We start from the raw sequence: 17,615 nt of genomic DNA, 5'->3' as shown, positions 1-17,615 counted from the left end.
TCCTGATCTATATAGTTACATCGTCTGCTCCGTCCGGTTAATAATGTCATCCTGCAGTTTCTTGTCGAGTGTGGTGAAATGGGCGCTGTAGCCAGCCACACGGACGACGAGGTTCTTGTATTTCTCGGGGTTGCGCTGAGCCTCCAGCAGTGTATCGCGGCTGATCACATTAAACTGCACATGCATCCCCTTCTGGTCAAAAAATCCTCTGACCAACGCCGCCAGCTTCTCCAGTCCCGCCGGTCCGCTCAGCGCGGACGGATGGAACTTCTGATTGAACAGCGTACCGTTGGAGGCGATGTGATGATCCAACTTCGCGACCGAGTTGGCCGAAGCCGTAGGTCCGCTGGTATCCCGGCCGGATACCGGCGATACGCCATCGGCCAGCGGTTCGCCCGCCAGCCGTCCGTCCGCCGTTGCACCGGTAGCGGCTCCCAGCGGCACATTGGCCGAGGCCGGATACAGTCCGGGCTGGAAGGTGCCGCCGCGCGGATTGACATGCTTCTGCACTTCACGGCAGTAGACAAGTCCTACCTGGCGGGCCAATTCATCGACCTCCTCAATGTCGTTGCCGTATTTCGGCGCGGCGATCAGCCACTCGCGCAGGCGGGCGTCATTGCCTTGGCCCTGGCTCCGGCTGTTGCCGAGATCCACCTTTACATCCGCTTGCGCGCCCAACTGGGCTAACGATATTTGGTTGCCTTCCAGGAGGAACTTTTTGATCAATTCAATAATATGCTCCTGGGTTAACGTATCCGGCGAGACGGGAGCGGGGGCTGTAGCAGCAGCCGGCCGGGCCAGGCCAAAATTGCGTTCAAGCGCTGCCTGCAGCTCCGACAACGTTGTTTTGCGCTCTTCGAAAACCACCTTCTGGATGGCGTACATGGCATCCGCTACATTGGCAATACCTACGCCCTGCGGTCCGGTGAAGTTATAGAAGGCGCCGCCTTCCTGCAGCGATTTGCCTCTGCCGATGCAGTCATACACCATGGAGGACAGGAACGGCAGCGGCGCTCTTTCCGCATGAGCATAATCCACCGCATTATCCGCTTGAGCCAATAGATTGACGAAATGTTCCATCTGCTTGCGGTAAGCCTCCATAATCTCATCCAGGGAGGTGAAGGAGGTGAAGTCTCCGGTGGTGATCCCGGCTTTTTTGCCATTGACGGTACCGTTGCCGATGACAAACTCCATCACCTTCGGCAGATTGAAAAATGCGGCGTCATGCCAGCCTTCGGTTTTTCCGCCCTTTTGCGGCTCGACGCAGCCGATAATGCCGTAGTCGCGCGCATCCGCCAGACTTACGGAACGGCTGACCAGCGCGGGGATGATGACCTCATCGTTGTAATAAGCCGGGAGTCCAAGCCCCAGACGGCTTACCTCCGCTGCCTTCAGCAGCAGTTCATCCGGTGTGCGGTTCCAGACGCGGATCGAGACGGAAGGCTGCGGCAGCTTCACATGGGCCGTCGCCTCCAAGCAGGCGAAGGACAGCTCGTTGGTGGCGTCCAGCCCCTCCTCATTCTGACCGCCGACCACCAGATTCTGAAACATCGGGTATCCGCCAAAAGCTTTGCTTGAGGCTTCGTCGCGGATTTTGTTAACCTCGTTCAGCTTCACCCACAGGCAGTCCAGCAGTTCCTGGGCTTCTTCATGGCGAAGGGTACCGCGCTCGATATCCTGTTTGTAATACGGATACATGTATTGGTCAAAACGCATCGGAGACACGGAGTGCCCGTTGGATTCCACCTGGATCAGCATGTGCACGAACCAGAAGCACTGTACCGCTTCGCTGAAGCTGGATGCCGGATTCGCCGGAACCCGCTCACAATTGCGGGCAATCTGCAGCAGTTCCCGCTGGCGGACACCGTCGCTGCAGGCTGCGGCCTGATTCTTGGCCAGCTCCGCGAACCGTTTACCGAACTGGATGGCCGCTTCCGCCGAGATGATCACCGCGTTCAGAAACTGTTCTTTTTTGATATAATCCGGCAACGAACGGTCCGCCTCCGCTTTGGCCTGCTGCGCCTCCTCGATGATGCCCTTGAAGCCCTTGGACAGCACCTTTCCATAATCCACAGAAATATGGCCAACGCCGTTATTATAATAATTGCCTACCGTAAAAACTTCCGCATCCAGCGCCGTCAGCGCTTCGGGAGACATGAAGGAGGTTGCCAGCTCCTGCACCGTGCGGCCGTTCCAATATTCAAAGGATTGCTTCAGCTTGCCGACCGTATCATCCGAGATCGTAAACACGTCGCCCGTTCTGCGGGCCACCGTGTCGAATTCGCTCAGCAGCCAACGGTTCGAAAATTCGGGAAAGATCTGGCAGCCTCTTGGTTTGACGGTCAAATTGCCCACGATCAGCTCTTTGTCCCGGATCACCAGCGTCATGTTCCGCAAAATATGCTCCAGCGCTTTGGCGCGGCGGATAATCATCGGAAGGTGCTCGGTTTGCTTAAAAGATTCCGTAATCAGGACCGCTCTTTCGGCTTCGATCTCCGGCGTGCCGGACATCAGGTTGTCGATCAGATGGCCGATCCGGCCGGTCACTGGTGCTGATTTGGGCATATCATACACTTTTGTCATCGTATAGCTTCCCCCTTCAGTTTGCTTTCATAATGCTTGATAAGCTGTTCATGAAACACCCGGTTAGGATGCCGGCTGGTCCTGATCCTTCGCTGACAGCACCACGGCCGGCATCGCCGGATAAAAGGGCGCGATCAGCTTATGATACACCGCGCCGCCGGCCAGTGCGCCCGCAATCGGGCCAAATACCGGCACGATCAGTCCGTAAAGATTCGGACCGAGGGCGTTCGTTCCCCAGCCGGAGAGCAGCAGCAACAAGCGCGGACCCAGGTCACGCGCCGGGTTCATCGCGAAGCCGGTGAGGCGCCCGAAGCCGATACCCAGAACGGCCACAGTCAGCCCGATGGACACAGCGGCCAGTCCCGCCCGGGGTGCGGCGCCATTGCGGCCGTCGGTTACGGCCAGGATCACCAGCATAAGAACGGCAGTAATGATGAGTTCGATCAGACCGGCTTGCAGCAGGGACAGCCCGCTTTGCGGGAAGGTACTGAACATACTGGCCGTGGCCCGGCCGCCGGCCGTACTACGAACAATCCCCGCCCCCTGCTCATAAGCAAGGATCATATTGCGGTAGATCGCATACACAGTCGCTGCCCCGGCAAATGCGCCGAGGATCTGCGCAGCAATATAAGGAATCACTTTGCTGCGCCGAAATCCGCTCCAGACGGCCAGACTGATCGTCACCGCCGGATTGAGGTGCGCACCCGAGATATGACCGGCAATATAAACACCGAGCATGACCGCGAACCCCCAGGTTAGCGTCAGTTCCGCCCAGGTGATGTCCGAACCCCCAGCAACCAGCGAGACCACAGCCGCGAGGCCGATAAATAGAAAGATGAATGTTCCAATGAACTCGCGAGGCATTCGCCGAGCAGCGTCTTTTTCATGGCTCACTCTCCTGCAAGTTTTGTTAGCATCACTTCTTAGCATCACTATGGTAAAACTCTCATTGAACAGACTTCGGTAAAACTCGCTTTACTAAGCGCTAATACACTTTACGAAACAGCTGCTCCAGTTGCTGAACATTGACCTCGCGCGAATTGGCCGCGGTGCATTTGTCCTTCAGCGCCGCCTGGCTCATCGCGGACAGCAGTGCTTCATAAGCCTCCCGGTCGATGCCGGCCGCCTCCAGCGATGCCGGTGTGCCGGTGAGCTTCTGCAGCGCCCGCACCGCCGAAACGAGGCTGGCCACGCCCTCCGCCACCGTTGACGCCGGAAGATGCAGGCGACGGGCCAGCTTGCAATAACGCGTCGCCGCCCGGCTCTCACCGCCGCTCTCCAGGTCAGCGTTGTATTCGATAATGTGGGGCAGCAGCACGGCGTTCGCCCGTCCATGCGGCAGATGAAAATGCCCGCCCAGCGTATGTGCCATGCTGTGGGTAATGCCCAGCGCCGCGTTCGTAAACGCCATGCCTGCCAGACAGGAGGCATTGTGCAGGCGCTCCCGCGCCTCCAGATCGTCGCCGCTGCGATAGGCGCGCAGCAGATAGTCAAAGATCAGCTCGACGGTCTTCTCGCAAAGCGCATCCGTATAATCGGAATGCTCGCTCGACACATAAGCTTCGATGGCATGCGTTAGCGCATCAATGGCGGTATCGGCGGTAATCTGCGGCGGCACGGTTCTCAGAAAGGCGGCGTCCAGGATCGCCACATCCGGGATGATGTCCTGTGAGACGAGCGGAATCTTCGTGTCGCCCAGCGTCATGACCGAATAGGAGGTCACTTCCGATCCGGTGCCGCTTGTCGTCGGAATGGCGATGAACAGCGGCTTGCCGCCGTCATCCGCATTACCGGCATGCTGGCGGGCAAACAGCAGAATGCTTTTTGCCGCGTCAATGGTAGATCCTCCGCCCAGGGCAATGATCAGATCGGGACGGAAAGCCAGGTACTCCTTCACTCCGGCGGCCACCGCCTCAACAGGCGGATCAGGCTGTACGCCGGTGAAGAGCCGGTAATCCTCCACACTGGTTTTCAGAATATGAATTAATGTATCCGCGAACCCGGCCTGCACCATAAAAGGATCGGTAATGACCAGTGCCCGGCGGTTATCGAGCAGTGTTAAATATTCAAGCGCGCCTGAATCAAAATAGACCTCCGTCTTTACACAAAAACGCTTCATTCCTCTGCCTCCGTTCCACGTCATTCGTCGGTCTGCAAATCGTCCACAATTCCGACAATGGACATATCTGCGGATAAGCGGATGTCCTCATACATGGAACTGCCCCAGTCAATCAGCACCAGGTCACCGATTCCCGCGCCAACCATATCAATGGCAACGAACACATCATCACCGGTCATTCTGCGCTTCTCGTCCACTGATTTGATCATAAGCAGCTTGGCGCCGATCAGCTTCTCACATTTCTGGGTAGAGACGACCTTGCCGATGACTGTAGCCAGATGCATGCTGTGATTCCTCCCTTATCCCATTAGTTGCCGCAGCAGCTGCTGTACGATCGCTTCCAGTTGGGCCTCATTCATTGCTGCCGGCGCCGCCGGTGCTGCCGATGCCGCCGCTGCCTCAGCCGTCACCTGTTTTGCCGCACACATCGGCACAGGCTCCCGCAAATCCTCCATCTCGCGCACACCATAGGCTAAGCGGCGGATGTTCAGCAGGTTCATCGGGCCGATGTTATCCGATGTGGAGCTGCCGCCAACCGCACCGCACCCCAACGTCATGGCCGGAGGAAGATTCGTGGTTGCCCCAATGCCGCCCAGCGCCGCCGGAGTATTAACAAGCAGGCGTGACACCTGCTTGTGGAGCGCAAACTCCCGGATCACCGCTTCATTGCGCGAATGGATCGTCATGGTATGGCCTTTGCCCTCCCCTTCCAGCAGCTCCATGCAGCGCTCGCAGGCCGATTGCCAATCCTCTGCCTCATAAAAAGCCAGCACAGGCGCCAGCTTCTCCCGGGAATAAGGATTGCTGCGGGAAACGGTCGCCTGCTCCGAGATCAGCACCCGGCTTCCGGCCGGAATGCTGAAGCCGGCCATCGCCGCCAGCCTCTCCGGCGACTTGCCGACCGCTTGCGGATTAATTGTGCCATTGCCCCGCAGCAGGAAGGAGCCCAACTGGGCCGATTGCTCGCTGTTCAGGAAGTAGGCTCCTTGCCGCAGCAGTTCTTGTACAACCTGCTGTCTGCTCTCCTTCTCCACCACAATCGATTGCTCGGAAGCGCAGATAACCCCGTAATCAAACGTCTTGCTGTCGATAATCTGCTTAACCGCGCGCGGGATATCCGCCGACCGCTCTATGAAGGCCGGGCCATTGCCCGGGCCGACACCGATGGCAGGCGTGCCGGAGCTGTAAGCCGCCTTCACCATCGCTTCCCCGCCGGTGGCCAGGATAAGCGAGGTGTCGCGGTGCTTCATCAGCTCGTTGGTGCCCGGCATGCTGAGAATAGACAGGCAGCCCAGAATGCCTTCAGGCGCTCCCGCCTGCACCGCCGCAGAGGAGAGAAGGGCCACCGTCTCGCTAATGCAGCGGCGTGCGGACGGATGAGGCGAAAAGACGATAGCGTTGCCTGTCTTCAGTGCCAGCAAGCTTTTGTAAATCACCGTCGAAGTTGGATTGGTCGATGGAATCAGCCCGGCGATCACACCGACCGGTACGGCGATATCCACGATCTGATCAGTTTCATGGATGGCAATTACACCGACGGTCTTCATGTCCTTAATATGCCGGTACAGCTGTCTGCTGGCGAATGTATTCTTAATGACCTTGTCTTCCCAGCGGCCAAATCCGGTCTCCTCGTGGGCCATTTGGGCGAGCTTGACGGCGGACTGTTCCGCAGCCGCGGCCACCTGCGCTACAATGTGATCAATTTGCTCCTGACTGTAGCTTTGCAAAACCTTCTGGGCTTGCTTGGCGGCTGCGAGAATGACGCGAACCTCCTGTATGGATTGCAGATCATGATCCAGAATCTTCATTGCCGTTTCCTCCTGCTTCTTATGCTTGTTGCTCACTTACTTTTTCAGAAAACGGAGCTCTATCCTGCGAGCTTCCAGCAGCTCACGGGCCAACGGTGTGATGATGGCATCCTCCCGCGCGCTCAGCGTCCCCCCTGAAATATGTTGCACATCGGCCAGAGTAATGACCGAATCCGGCAGATGGATGGCGTTCGGCGGGTTTAGATCGGCTGGCCTTCCGCTGCCTGGCGAAATGTCGGCTGCAGGGGCTCCCTCCGGCTGAAATCCATGCGTGCTCAGCGTTTCGCGGAACTCCGCGAGTGTGACTACCTTGACGCCAAAGTCCTGCAATGTACGCTCATAACCCAGCAGCATCCTGTTGTACGCCCCGTTTCCGCCCAGCCCGGCAGCGGCCTGCACGGTATGTAGCGGATCATAGCCGTCACGGACCGCGACGATCTCCTTGCGCTGCATGATCGCCGCGGCGATGCCGGCGGTAAGCGGGCTGTCGGCGATGCCAAGCGCGATCTTGCTTAATGTGCCCCGGGTGGCGAGCGGAATCAGCACCAGTTCCGCCTCGCGCAAGGCTTGCTCGATTTCGGCCAGCCCGTTTAATCTGCGTGCGGACAACCGGGACAGCAGCGTCTCATCCAGCGGGGGCAGGCCGGGGCTGTCATCGATGACGAGACTGTAGCGGTACAGCGGATAATCCGCCAGTATCCTGGCTACACAACCTTCGTTCACTGTGCCTCCGCTGAGGAACACAACGACTCTCCTGCTCAGTGCGGGCAGCAGCGACTCCAGCATCCGGCGGATTAAGGCTTCGGCGGGCAACATAGGCCGTCTCCTTTCGCACTCATGGCGATGCCGATCGGGGTAACCAGCAGCGGATTGTCCGGCTTCCTTACGTTGAGCGAGGTGTATTTGGCGAAAACCTTCTCGATCCCCTGCAGGCAGCAGCTGCCTCCTGCCAGATAGACCGTTTCGATATCCTGCGGAATGTAGCTCATCGCAATATTGGCCATTTTCTCAATCACCGGCTGCACGATGGGGGAGAGCATGCGGTGCTGCTCAGGGTCATGCTTCAACTGCTCCGCCGTGGCGAAATCCACATTCAGGTTCCCGGAGATCACGAGCGTCATATGCACGCCGCCTGTGGGTTCATCGGCGGAAGCCGCAACCTCGCCGTTCCTGATAATGGAGATGCCGGTTGTGCCGCCCCCGATGTCCACCACTGCGCCACTTCTTACCCGCAGCACCTTCGCTGCCGCCTCAGGCTCATCAATCACTTGAATCAACCGGAAGCCGGCAGCCTCGACCACATTCGTAATCACCTTTACGTTGCCGGGCGATATTCCCGGCGGAATAGCCGTAGCCGCTTCGTGCAGCACCGTGCCGAGGCGCCGCTCCAAACGCTTCTTCATTTCTTGCAGCAGCGTAACCGCACGGACGTATTCAACCACAATTCCATCTCTGACCACATGGGCTTTCTCCAAAGCCCCGCCTACCGGCCGGTCATCCTGGTCAAGCACCGTTATCACGATATTCGAAGTACCCAGGTCTACGCCGACCTTATAGGGCAGCTTAAAAACTTTATCTTCAAAAGGCCGTGCACCGTCCATCGCCAGCTCCATTTCACGCACCAGTAGATTGACCCGCTCCATGCCGTGCTCAGCGCCCATAGGCTTCACCCTTGCCGCACTGCGGTGATCCGAACGGTGTCTCCGTTCTTCACCTCCGCCGCATTTGCCTCGTCGGTATCGATATGCATCTCCAGCACGAACTCGCGGCCCGCGCGGATACGTACATCATGAAACATAATTTTCTTGCCTGAGCCCGCCGACTCTACAGTGACTGAATCGCCGTTCTTCACCCCAAACCGGGCTGCATCCTCTTCGCTCATATGAATATGGCGTTTGGCGCAGATCGTCTTACTGTTCATCACCAGCATGCCTTTGGGTCCTATCACACACAAGCTCGCAGAGCCTGCCGTATCTCCCGAGTCGCGGACGGGAGGGTTGATTCCGAGCGCAAAAGCATCGCTGCGCGAGATTTCGATCTGGCTGGACGGCCGCAGCGGCCCCAGCACACGAACGCACGGAAAGCAACCTTTGGGTCCGGCGATACAGACAGTTTCCGAAGCAGCGAATTGACCAGGCTGCTTCAGATTGCTTTTGACCGTCAGCTCGTGGCCGGCTCCAAACAGCACCTCCATATCCTGGCGGTCCAGATGGATATGGCGGGCGGAGATTCCAACCGGAATGCTATAGCTGCGGTCCTTTACTTTAAGCGTACTCGCGATTTCCGCCGCAAGACTTTGTACCAGCTGATTATTCATGTCCATTATGGTTGACCATCCTTGTTTCTTTTGACTGGGCGCGGCCGGTGATGCAGACAGAGAGCGGCCGGCTGGCCTTTCATTCTCCCGCATAGCGGATCGCCGCACAGATTGCAGCTGACCTCAGCCCGGTCTAATCGCTCCGCTTGCTGCTCTTGCTGTGGTACTGGCGGCTCTGACTGCGGTTCCTGCTGCAACTCCCGATCCGCAGCTTCGACCCATGGCGCCTGTTCCGTCGGATCCGCTACAGTTTCCCCGCCTGCAGACTCATCCGCATTGGGTTCTTCAGCACCAGACTCGTTAAATTTCGTTACTTCTTCCTCTGCAACAGGGCTGTCAGCATCGCGCCGACCGGCAGCAGACTCTGCTGTCTCTTTCTCCCCGCCCGCCGTTTCCTCCAGCGGCTCTCCAGGCATCTGTTCCGCTCCCGGCTTGGTGAATACGGTTTCAGGAGAATGGACCAGCCGGCTGATCCCATCCGCCGGGCGGGCAATGACAATCGCCGCTATAACCGCCCCCAGCTTGCCGGCGCTGCTCTTAGCCCCCTCTACCGCAGCCTTGACCGCACCCACATCTCCGGTAATTTTGACCACGACCCGCCCGTCCTTCGCTTTCTCGTACCCCAGCAGCTTGACATAGGACGATTTCACACAGGTATCGGCAGCCTCCAGCGCCGCCGGATAACCGACCACCTCAATCAGACCAAGGGCATTCCCATTCACGGTAGCCACTCCTTCAACATTTTACATGTATGCTTGTGCTGCCCTACAGATTGGACTGTGTCATCGATACCGGGTTATGGCCCATCGATCTCAATACGCTTACGCCCACATCGCGAGCGGAGATCACCGCTTGGCGGACCGCGCCGGAATCGCCTGTAATCGTGGCGATAATTTCATTCGAGCGGGCTGTACCTTTATCCGGGCTGGCATAGGTTACAATCTCCACATTGGCTGTTTTGAGCGCGGTGTCGGCCATCAGCAGGCCGATCGCAGCCGGAGCACCAACCAGAATGCCGAAGGATTTGCCCGCCGGTGCGCCAAAAGCTTTCTCCAACGCCAGACTCGCACGTGCTGTATAATGGAGCTCCACATGCCCGGCATCACAAGGGTAGACATTGCCGAAGGTGCGCGGCAGCTCTTTGAGCGCCACTTCCACCGCCCGGCGGGAGTCGGAGACATCCTCAGAGGCAAAAATAATGGTGCAGCCGTGTCCGGCCCCGCCCTTGGTGTCCCGCGCCAACTCAATCGAGACCACTTCCGTGTTGGTCGCCTTCACCGCTTCGTCGGCAGCCATAATTTGCGGGCCTGCCCCGGTGCGCGAGCTGACGATGCCGATAGAACGGTATCTCGGGTCCAGGCCCATGCTCTCATGCAGATGGCGGTCCAGATTTGCGATCACCAGGCCCACGGTATCCCCCATGGCTGAGCCGACATACTCCGTTATCGCTTTGCAATGGCTTGTCACGTCTTGTTCCCTCTTTTCCGTATACTGTTGGTTGTTCAGCGGAAAGCCTGCGGCAGCATCGGCTGCCGGGGCGGAAGGCACACCCCCGGGGCTTGCCTGGGCGACCGCTTCAATCACCTGCTTCAGAATCGCTTCATCCATACGCTCACCCCGGTTTTATTGTTCAGACAGCTTTGGCAAAATTCTCTCAACGTCCATATGCGGTCTTGGTATCACATGTACCGAAATGACCTCGCCTACCCGTTTCGCGGAAGCTACTCCCGCATCCGTTGCCGCCTTGACAGCGCCTACATCACCTCTAACCATAACGGTTACCAGACCGGAGCCGATTTTTTCATAGCCGATCAAGGTCACATTCGCAGCCTTTACCATTGAATCCGCTGCTTCGATTGCGCTGACCAGCCCTTTTGTTTCAATAAGTCCGAGTGCTTCCTGCCGCATAATTTTGCGCACCTCCATAGATATTTAAACTTGCGTTTTCATCTCCATTGTACGAAGAACGGGGCCGCAAATATTTGACTTTAACCACGCGAAACAGGATTATTACGACTCGCTGCCTTGTACTTTAATGACATGGCAAAAAATTACATGTAGTTAATATGCAATAATTGATTGCGCTTACAAATAAGCTGTGGCATAATCCCACTATCTTGATAGCTGCCCCCTTGCCGGAGGAGCAGGATCCGGTGAAAGTGCGTGTTCAAACCTTTGAAAGGAATGGCGATACCATGTCCGAAGTGATTCAACTTGCCGACATTATCGAAGTGGAAGCATTCAAGAGCATACAGGAGAAGCTGGCCAAAATCGTGATGTTTCCCGTTATTACGATCGATGCAGAAGGTAATCCGATGGGCGCGTGGAGCAATTTCTCCCCGTTCTGCAAGATGGTGCGTTCTTCCAGCGAAGGAGAGCGGAGATGTATCAGCTGCGACTATGAGGCAGGGAAGCTGGCGATGAAACACCGCAAACCGCAAATCTACCGCTGTCATCTGGGTTTGCAGGACTGTGTGGCGCCGATCATTGCCGAAGGTTATTTTCTGGGGGCGGTGCTGGGCGGGCAAGTGCTGACGGATGAAGCGGACCGTGCGAAAATTGACGCCGAGCGCATCTCCGTTGAATTCGGGCTGCCGCTGCAGAAGGTACGGGAGGCGATTGGGCAGATTCCGCTCGTCAGCCGCCAATACCTGGAGGATTCGGTCAATTTCGACACCTTTGTTGCAAACTATATAGCCGAGATCAGTATGAAAAAAATGGTGCAGGAGCAATTTCTCAAGGAAAGCCGCGAGAATCTGCTGCTGGAGCGGAAAGCCAAAACGATGGAGTTGAAGCAGCTTCAGGCACAGATTAATCCGCATTTTCTGTTCAACACACTGAACACGATCGCCCGTATGGCCCTGATCGAAAATGCCCCGGAAACCGAAGAACTGATCTACAACCTCTGCGACCTGCTGCACTACAATCTGAAGAATGTGGAGGAATTCCCCAAGATCCGCGCGGAAATCGAGTCGATTAAAAAATATCTCTACATTCAGACCCTGCGCTACAGCGACCGGATTCAATATGAGATTAAAGTCGATCCTGAGATTATGGATTACCGCATCCCGTCGATGGTGCTGCAGCCTTTGGTGGAGAATGCCTTCATACACGGACTGGAGCAGAAGCGCGACGGCGGCACCGTGCGGATCAGCGGCTGCCGAACGCCGGATAACCGGATTGTCATCACCGTTGCGGATAACGGCAGAGGCTTTAATCCGGATATTCTGCGTGCGTTCGCCAACTGGGATAAGGACAAAGGCACACATACGGGGATCGGACTGTTCAACACGCATGAACGGCTGCGCGGCTATTTCGGCAAATCGTACGGCCTAAGTATCCGCAGCGAGCCGGATGTCAGCACCTTGGTCCATATCACCCTGCCCTGCTTGAGGGAACATCTGCCGATCCGAATGGAGGATGAACATTTGTGATTAAACTGATGATTGTTGAGGATGAGCCACTGGAGCGAATGGCGCTGCGCAAAATCATTCAAAGGCTGCCGCTGGACCTGGAGGTGGTGGAGGATGCGCTCAACGGCGAGGAGGCGGTCCACAAGGTACAGCTGTTGGGGCCGCAAATTCTGCTGATGGATATCCGCATGCCCGAGAAAAACGGGCTGGAGGCCCAGCAGCAGATTATCCACAGATTCCCACAGACAAAGACGATTATTCTGACGGCCTACGGCGATTTCCAATATGCCCGCGAAGCACTGCAGTGTGGGGTTATTGACTATCTCCTGAAGCCAGTGCCGCCCCACCAGCTCAAATCTGCGCTCGATAAGGCGATCCTGTCCTTGAATCAGGGCGAAGCTATGGACGCAGAGACTATCCCTGCCGCTCCCAAGCCGAACGAAGATCTGATTAAGACGGCACTGCGATATATTGAACGGCACATTACCAGCGAACTGACTTTGTCTGAGGTTGCCGCCTTCATTCACCTGAATCCGCAATATTTCAGCCGCCTGTTCAAAAGCCGCACCGGGGTCACCTTTACCGAATACGTCTCCGTGCAGAAGATCAACCGGGCCAAGGATATGCTGCTAAACAGCAACCTGCCGGTCTACCGGGTGGCGATTGATCTGGGGTTCTCGGACGCGGCCTATTTCTCGCGTGTCTTCTTCAAATATGAACAGCAGACTCCGCTGCAGTTCAAGAAGCAGGCCGAGCGGACCCTGCGCGAGCGCACAAGAAGACAGTAAAGCAGCAATTCCCCCGTGATTGGAGAACCGCTGCTTCCAAGTTCATTTACTGGCGCGCCGTCATCATAATTCCTTTTTTCGTAATCACGTAATTATCGGGCAGGCAGGTGGTACCGGGATGATTGCGGCAGCGGCCGTAAAGCTCCTTAAGATCCAGTTGAAAATCGCCGCGCGGCCGTTTCGGCTCCTTGATCCCCCAGTTTTCCATGCACTCCAGAATCAGCCGCTGCGTCTGCGGGTACATGCTTGCGGCCTCAAGCAGGCAGCCGCCGCTCCCTAAACGAGTATTTTCGTCATATTTCGGTTTCAGCTTGAACACAAGGTCCGTCACTAAATGCCACAGCCAGATCCGGCAGGTTTTGTCGCTATCCGGGATCGGGGAGTCAAAAAAGCCCTTCCTTAGCGCCACCCATAAAGCCAGCAAACTGTTGCCGGTCAGTTCGGGGGTTTTATAGTTATGAAAATTCGTCAGCAGTGCGTTGATTCGTCCGGAAATGTCGATCCCCCGCTGCGCCAACCTCCACCAGATGCGGCATTTCAGTTCTTCCGTTTGCGTATCGCTGTAAAATTGGGACAGTATCAGCTTCGGACATCATCGTTCTCCTTTCAGAATTGCGATTTATTAGAATAAGCGGCCCGGCCGCGCGCTATACCGCTCGTCTACTCGTCCTCTTCTTCCAGACAGCTTTGGATAAAAGAAAACAGACTGTCCGCTTCCACGGAACGGTTCCCCCAATCATGCCAGAAGTAGAGCACCTGTCCAGGACGGCCCGCTTCCGCCGGGTCCATGTCCAGGCACAGATAGTCCCCGCCGCCGTTTGACGAGATCGGAATCCACTTGTCGTTCCATAGCAGCGGCTTGATTTCTTGCCCAATGTCCGGCTCCATTTCATCCGGATCGAACTCTTCCCGCAGAAAGTTCCAATTTTCCACAATTTCCTCAAGCGGGCTGAGCGTCAAATTCCTCACGAACGGTTCAGATTCCAGATCCCAGTCCTGCCCGTTATGTACTTTATAGAAGGCTTTCATTTCCTCGGGAAGCTTCAAACCAAGCGCCTTCTCGGCATTCTCGAACTCCGCTTCGCCGGCACCGGGCCGCAGCTTTAGCGCTTCCTGAAAACCGGTATCCTTAGCCGTTCCCTTTTCAATAATCAAGCTCCATAACCGTTCTGCTTGCTTTAACAAGCCGAAGCCCTCCCTTTCAGATATGAATGCGGCTTAAAGCGCCCCTTCATAACGTTGCAACTCCTTCTCAATGTATACCCAGCTATGGCTGAACTCTTTGAAAACCCAGCTGTCTCTTCAATCGTCTTGTGGCTTTCCGTACCTAACAGCAGTGTTCTAATGCCTTCTTCACAGCCCTCCCCAACGATGAGCGCCATTGGAAACGGGGCGTCCAAATATATATCGGCGCCGATGTCAAAAACTTGCATGAGCCTGTCCCCCCCAAGCGTACGTCAAGCGCTGAAATCAAAAATCAACGCCGCAGGCTCCCACGCCGATAAACACGCCTTCCCGATCGCCCGCATAAACGCGGCATCCGTATTGCCGCTGGACCCGTACCCGTATTCCCCTATAAATTTCAAGATCATTATATCAAGATAATTAAACGTTTGAGATTGTCCCAAATGCACCTCATAGGCGATATCGCTTAATTCTTCGAGTCTGGCTCGTTTTAAATCTATTTCCATAAGCGCCTCCAGGAATAAAGATAAAAATCAATTTGGAATATTACAAAGTTCCTATACCCTATCTGCTACAATAAGTTTAATATACAGTGAGCAACGCGAGCGATCCGATTCATCCTTCACCGCCAGTTTTAAAAAAACTCACATCTCCAGCTCTTCAATTTTTTTATTCAACGTGTTCACTTGGTACATTTCTATTACCTTGCCCGATTCATCTTTTTTATTCACGATCTCGATTTCCGGGCCGGCTTCCAGTTCTTCGTTGTATTCCGCACTGCTGTTAAGCTCTAGAAGACTTGTATCCTTCAAATGTAAATAATCTTTAGTAAGCTCGAGAGGATCGTATCGTTTTAATCCCTGATAAGGATCCCTAACGAGTATTCTCTCCTTATCATATACTTCATTCAACTCATCAATCGCTTGCTTCAAGCTTAGCCGAATATGTATTTCATCTTCTAAAAAAGTAACGGTTCCCTTCCCCTTTCCCGCGTCATCATCAAATATAAAATCAGCCTTGTTACCCATCAACTGAAAATCAGCCGTTGAATCCGTCACTCTGCCTGGATTATATAAGAATATGCTAATCGTCCCTTCATTTTCGCGATTTTCATTCACGAATATCTCTACGCTATTTAGACAATCACTGCACGTGTATTGATTAAAATCTTTATCTGTCCATGATCCCTGATAATTTTGCAATTCGATTTTTGCCGGAGCTTTGGGCTCAACAACCATATTTTCTTTACTTCGGCCGGCATTACAGGCAACTAACAATATTAGCAAAAACAACCCGCATATTAATTTGTATTTCATCCGAATCACAACTTCTTTCTTAATATGCTAACTTTCACATCACCACATCCTGGAATCCCACTTCAATGACGTAACCTTCATTAAATCCAACATCATAACCAAGCTCTTGTCTTCTTTCTATGTAATAGTCCAAAATCGGCTGCAACACGCGGTGTTGTATGTTGTCCCAGTCACGCATAAGCGAGGTATAGACCTCATATTGTTCTTCCCCAAACTTACCATCCTCATCTCCATCAACTATAAGGGCTATTTCGGTTTGTTTCCCCAAAAAATCAATAGTCATGTCTTTTGACCAAATATAATTAAATTCGAGCTCGCCAAAAATCGGGTCGTCTATGATCACTTCAAAATCTCCTTTCTGTATTTTTATATTGTATATCACCAATACGGACTCCAGCAAAAATAACAGCCCTTCCGCCCCATACGGGAAGCGAAAAGGCTGTGGCAATTCCTCCATCGCATTATTGGACATGATGAGGTGGCTGTCTATAGCGTTCGTGTCTTTGTGTCCTTGCATGCTGCCTTGCACAATTATCCCTTTCGTTCAGAGGGCAGTGGGAAGGCTGTGTACGGGATAAAGAAAAAAGAGAATAAGGAAAAAATGAAGCGGTTATTTATGAAGAGTACATATATAGCCTTGGGACTGAAGCATCTTGCCCCATTCCTCCCGTCAGGTCTGCTTCACTTCTCCTACTCCTTCTCCTAAACCTTCTAAAGATCTCGAACATATCTTCTTCTCCCAAACATATCTACTTCTCACACATATATCTCATTCTCCTGAATTTATCTGCTTCTTTGCTTTCTGATCAAACGGGATAATCGTGCAAAGAGTCCGGGCAGCGGGTGTTAATCTGCCGACCAACCCGCCGGCCTTCCCTGTCCTCAAGCTTTCAACGCCCCTCAAGCTTCAACGCCCTTCCGACACTTCTTGCCGCGATTGGTTGCCGGCTTGACTGTCGAGCACTGATTATTAGCTTGAGTCTTAATTCGACGTCTTTTTGTTGTGAATTTTCAAATCCTCACTGTATTTATAAATTAGAGACGGGCTGTCGATGATATGATTTTGCAAAGTTTTGGCTACGGCATTTTCGCTTTGAACCGCGTAACAGTACTGGCAGTTAAACCTGCACGTATTGTACATGCCCACGTCCACCGCTGCGGTGCAAAGACAAGTATCCCGCTGATTTTTATCTTTGACAGAGGCTATATCCCGCCCGATGATGTTCGAGAGGAGCCGGGCATCAATACAGCTGCCGTGACGAATTCCGCAGTGATCCAAATCGGCGGCTTCCGAGCAAGTCTCCACGGAAATACCGTGAGCGGCGCCAATGCGGCTTATGTTTGCGGCAAATTCGTCCAGTTGTTCTCTATAATCGGGCAAAGTAATATCGGTGCATAACACCGCATGGTTTTGCTGCAGTTTCTTGAATCTCGCCACCGTTTTCCCGTAATAATCCATAAAACTTATCACCAATCGATAGGTGTACCCCTCCAGTTGGGCGGCTAAACGTTCCATACGTTCAAAATGGTACCCCACCGGGGTGACATTGCTGATGATGATCGGATCGTACCTCCAGATAACCCGGTTGGCCCCAAGCCGCTCGCTTAACTCGCGGAAATAGTCCACGCGGCTCGCAACGGGGAGCAAATTAGGCTCGAAAATTTCCGGATAATCATTTAGTGTGTATTGAAAATAGTACATGTAGCCTTTATCGTCCAATTGTGACAAGTGCCTCATGAACGGTTTGGGATTTTTGGTCCAAAACACCATGCCGTCCACGTCTTCGGGCAATAAGCTAAAGGCCGTTACCTGCTTGTAATTAAACGGATTCATCCGGTGAAAATACCCATCGGCAATTCTGCGCATAAACCAATCTCCGAAAAAGGCCGGGATATCCGTTCTTCTGCTGGCGCTAATAATCAACTTCGCTCACCTGCGGTTCATTATAAATTTTAAGAATACCGACAAACAGTAAAGTTGGAGCTATCTTACCTGTTGAAAAAACTTGGGGGAGTACTAACGGAAAAAAATGTCGCTATTTCTGCGATATCCCCATTTCATAACGTTCCGCTATTTTTGAAGGCT

At 54.2% G+C, this 17,615-nt stretch carries 19 protein-coding genes; 2 read left to right on the top strand and 17 right to left on the bottom strand.

The window, feature by feature from the left end:
* Window positions 1–15 precede the first annotated feature (15 nt).
* The 11 genes from NYE74_RS09875 to pduA all read right to left on the bottom strand — a co-directional run bounded on the left by NYE74_RS09875 (window position 16) and on the right by pduA (window position 10,735).
* Window positions 16–2,583 (bottom strand): glycyl radical protein, encoded by a 2,568-nt coding sequence (locus tag NYE74_RS09875; RefSeq protein ID WP_036619990.1) that lies wholly within the window; start codon window positions 2,581–2,583, stop codon window positions 16–18.
* Between the two features lie 63 nt (window positions 2,584–2,646).
* Window positions 2,647–3,477 carry an MIP/aquaporin family protein gene (locus tag NYE74_RS09870; RefSeq protein ID WP_213510606.1) on the bottom strand — a complete coding sequence of 277 codons (831 nt, stop codon included), beginning with the start codon at window positions 3,475–3,477 and terminating at the stop codon, window positions 2,647–2,649.
* Window positions 3,478–3,568: 91 nt separating this feature from the next.
* A complete protein-coding gene (locus NYE74_RS09865; protein ID WP_341004772.1) occupies window positions 3,569–4,702 on the bottom strand; it encodes a 1-propanol dehydrogenase PduQ in 1,134 nt (377 codons plus the stop codon).
* A 20-nt stretch (window positions 4,703–4,722) separates the two neighbouring features.
* Complete coding sequence (locus tag NYE74_RS09860) at window positions 4,723–4,986, bottom strand: EutN/CcmL family microcompartment protein (RefSeq protein ID WP_036619984.1); 264 nt, start codon at window positions 4,984–4,986, stop codon at window positions 4,723–4,725.
* A 15-nt stretch (window positions 4,987–5,001) separates the two neighbouring features.
* Window positions 5,002–6,510: an acetaldehyde dehydrogenase (acetylating) gene (locus NYE74_RS09855; RefSeq protein WP_270619154.1), complete on the bottom strand. Its 1,509-nt coding sequence runs from the start codon at window positions 6,508–6,510 to the stop codon at window positions 5,002–5,004.
* Window positions 6,511–6,546: 36 nt separating this feature from the next.
* On the bottom strand, window positions 6,547–7,326 hold the full coding sequence (locus NYE74_RS09850; protein WP_240752053.1) for a hypothetical protein: 780 nt from the start codon (window positions 7,324–7,326) through the stop codon (window positions 6,547–6,549).
* Complete coding sequence (gene eutJ, locus NYE74_RS09845) at window positions 7,305–8,171, bottom strand: ethanolamine utilization protein EutJ (protein WP_341004771.1); 867 nt, start codon at window positions 8,169–8,171, stop codon at window positions 7,305–7,307. Before eutJ ends, NYE74_RS09850 begins: the two co-directional genes overlap by 22 nt.
* Window positions 8,172–8,176: 5 nt before the next feature.
* Complete coding sequence (locus NYE74_RS09840; protein ID WP_341004770.1) at window positions 8,177–8,833, bottom strand: phosphate propanoyltransferase; 657 nt, start codon at window positions 8,831–8,833, stop codon at window positions 8,177–8,179.
* Window positions 8,833–9,549: a BMC domain-containing protein gene (locus NYE74_RS09835; RefSeq protein WP_341004769.1), complete on the bottom strand. Its 717-nt coding sequence runs from the start codon at window positions 9,547–9,549 to the stop codon at window positions 8,833–8,835. Before NYE74_RS09835 ends, NYE74_RS09840 begins: the two co-directional genes overlap by 1 nt.
* A 43-nt stretch (window positions 9,550–9,592) precedes the next feature.
* Window positions 9,593–10,435, bottom strand: coding sequence for a propanediol utilization microcompartment protein PduB (pduB, locus tag NYE74_RS09830; protein WP_051985280.1), 843 nt, complete (start codon window positions 10,433–10,435; stop codon window positions 9,593–9,595).
* 15 nt (window positions 10,436–10,450) lie between these two features.
* Window positions 10,451–10,735, bottom strand: coding sequence for a propanediol utilization microcompartment protein PduA (gene pduA / locus NYE74_RS09825; RefSeq protein WP_155619651.1), 285 nt, complete (start codon window positions 10,733–10,735; stop codon window positions 10,451–10,453).
* Window positions 10,736–10,980: 245 nt separating this feature from the next.
* Between pduA and NYE74_RS09820 the strand changes: the two genes are divergently transcribed.
* The gene (locus NYE74_RS09820; RefSeq protein WP_341004768.1) at window positions 10,981–12,261 is read left to right on the top strand and encodes a sensor histidine kinase; all 1,281 of its coding nucleotides are present in this window, start codon (window positions 10,981–10,983) and stop codon (window positions 12,259–12,261) included.
* A complete protein-coding gene (locus tag NYE74_RS09815; RefSeq protein ID WP_326044461.1) occupies window positions 12,258–13,028 on the top strand; it encodes a response regulator transcription factor in 771 nt (256 codons plus the stop codon). The genes NYE74_RS09820 and NYE74_RS09815 overlap by 4 nt, the downstream gene beginning before the upstream one ends.
* Before the next feature lie 46 nt (window positions 13,029–13,074).
* On the opposite strand, the gene NYE74_RS09810 is transcribed toward NYE74_RS09815, so the two are convergent.
* The 6 genes from NYE74_RS09810 to NYE74_RS09785 form a co-directional block, all read right to left on the bottom strand.
* The gene (locus NYE74_RS09810; RefSeq protein WP_341004767.1) at window positions 13,075–13,545 is read right to left on the bottom strand and encodes a hypothetical protein; all 471 of its coding nucleotides are present in this window, start codon (window positions 13,543–13,545) and stop codon (window positions 13,075–13,077) included.
* Window positions 13,546–13,688: 143 nt separating this feature from the next.
* Window positions 13,689–14,213, bottom strand: coding sequence for an SMI1/KNR4 family protein (locus NYE74_RS09805; protein ID WP_341004766.1), 525 nt, complete (start codon window positions 14,211–14,213; stop codon window positions 13,689–13,691).
* A 272-nt stretch (window positions 14,214–14,485) separates the two neighbouring features.
* The gene (locus NYE74_RS09800; protein WP_036619966.1) at window positions 14,486–14,719 is read right to left on the bottom strand and encodes a hypothetical protein; all 234 of its coding nucleotides are present in this window, start codon (window positions 14,717–14,719) and stop codon (window positions 14,486–14,488) included.
* A 138-nt stretch (window positions 14,720–14,857) separates the two neighbouring features.
* Window positions 14,858–15,529: a hypothetical protein gene (locus tag NYE74_RS09795; protein ID WP_036619965.1), complete on the bottom strand. Its 672-nt coding sequence runs from the start codon at window positions 15,527–15,529 to the stop codon at window positions 14,858–14,860.
* A gap of 34 nt (window positions 15,530–15,563) precedes the next feature.
* Entirely contained in the window at window positions 15,564–16,058 is a 495-nt protein-coding gene (locus NYE74_RS09790; protein ID WP_127463412.1) for a DUF6985 domain-containing protein, read from the bottom strand.
* Window positions 16,059–16,511: 453 nt separating this feature from the next.
* Entirely contained in the window at window positions 16,512–17,453 is a 942-nt protein-coding gene (locus NYE74_RS09785) for a DUF1848 domain-containing protein (RefSeq protein WP_341004764.1), read from the bottom strand.
* Window positions 17,454–17,615: the final 162 nt, after the last annotated feature.

Origin of the sequence: Paenibacillus sp. FSL P4-0127 (assembly GCF_038007325.1) — a bacterium.
Taxonomy (GTDB): domain Bacteria; phylum Bacillota; class Bacilli; order Paenibacillales; family Paenibacillaceae; genus Fontibacillus; species Fontibacillus macerans.
The sequence above is the reverse complement of the archived record's forward strand: the minus strand, read 5'-3'. Positions and strand labels throughout refer to the sequence as shown.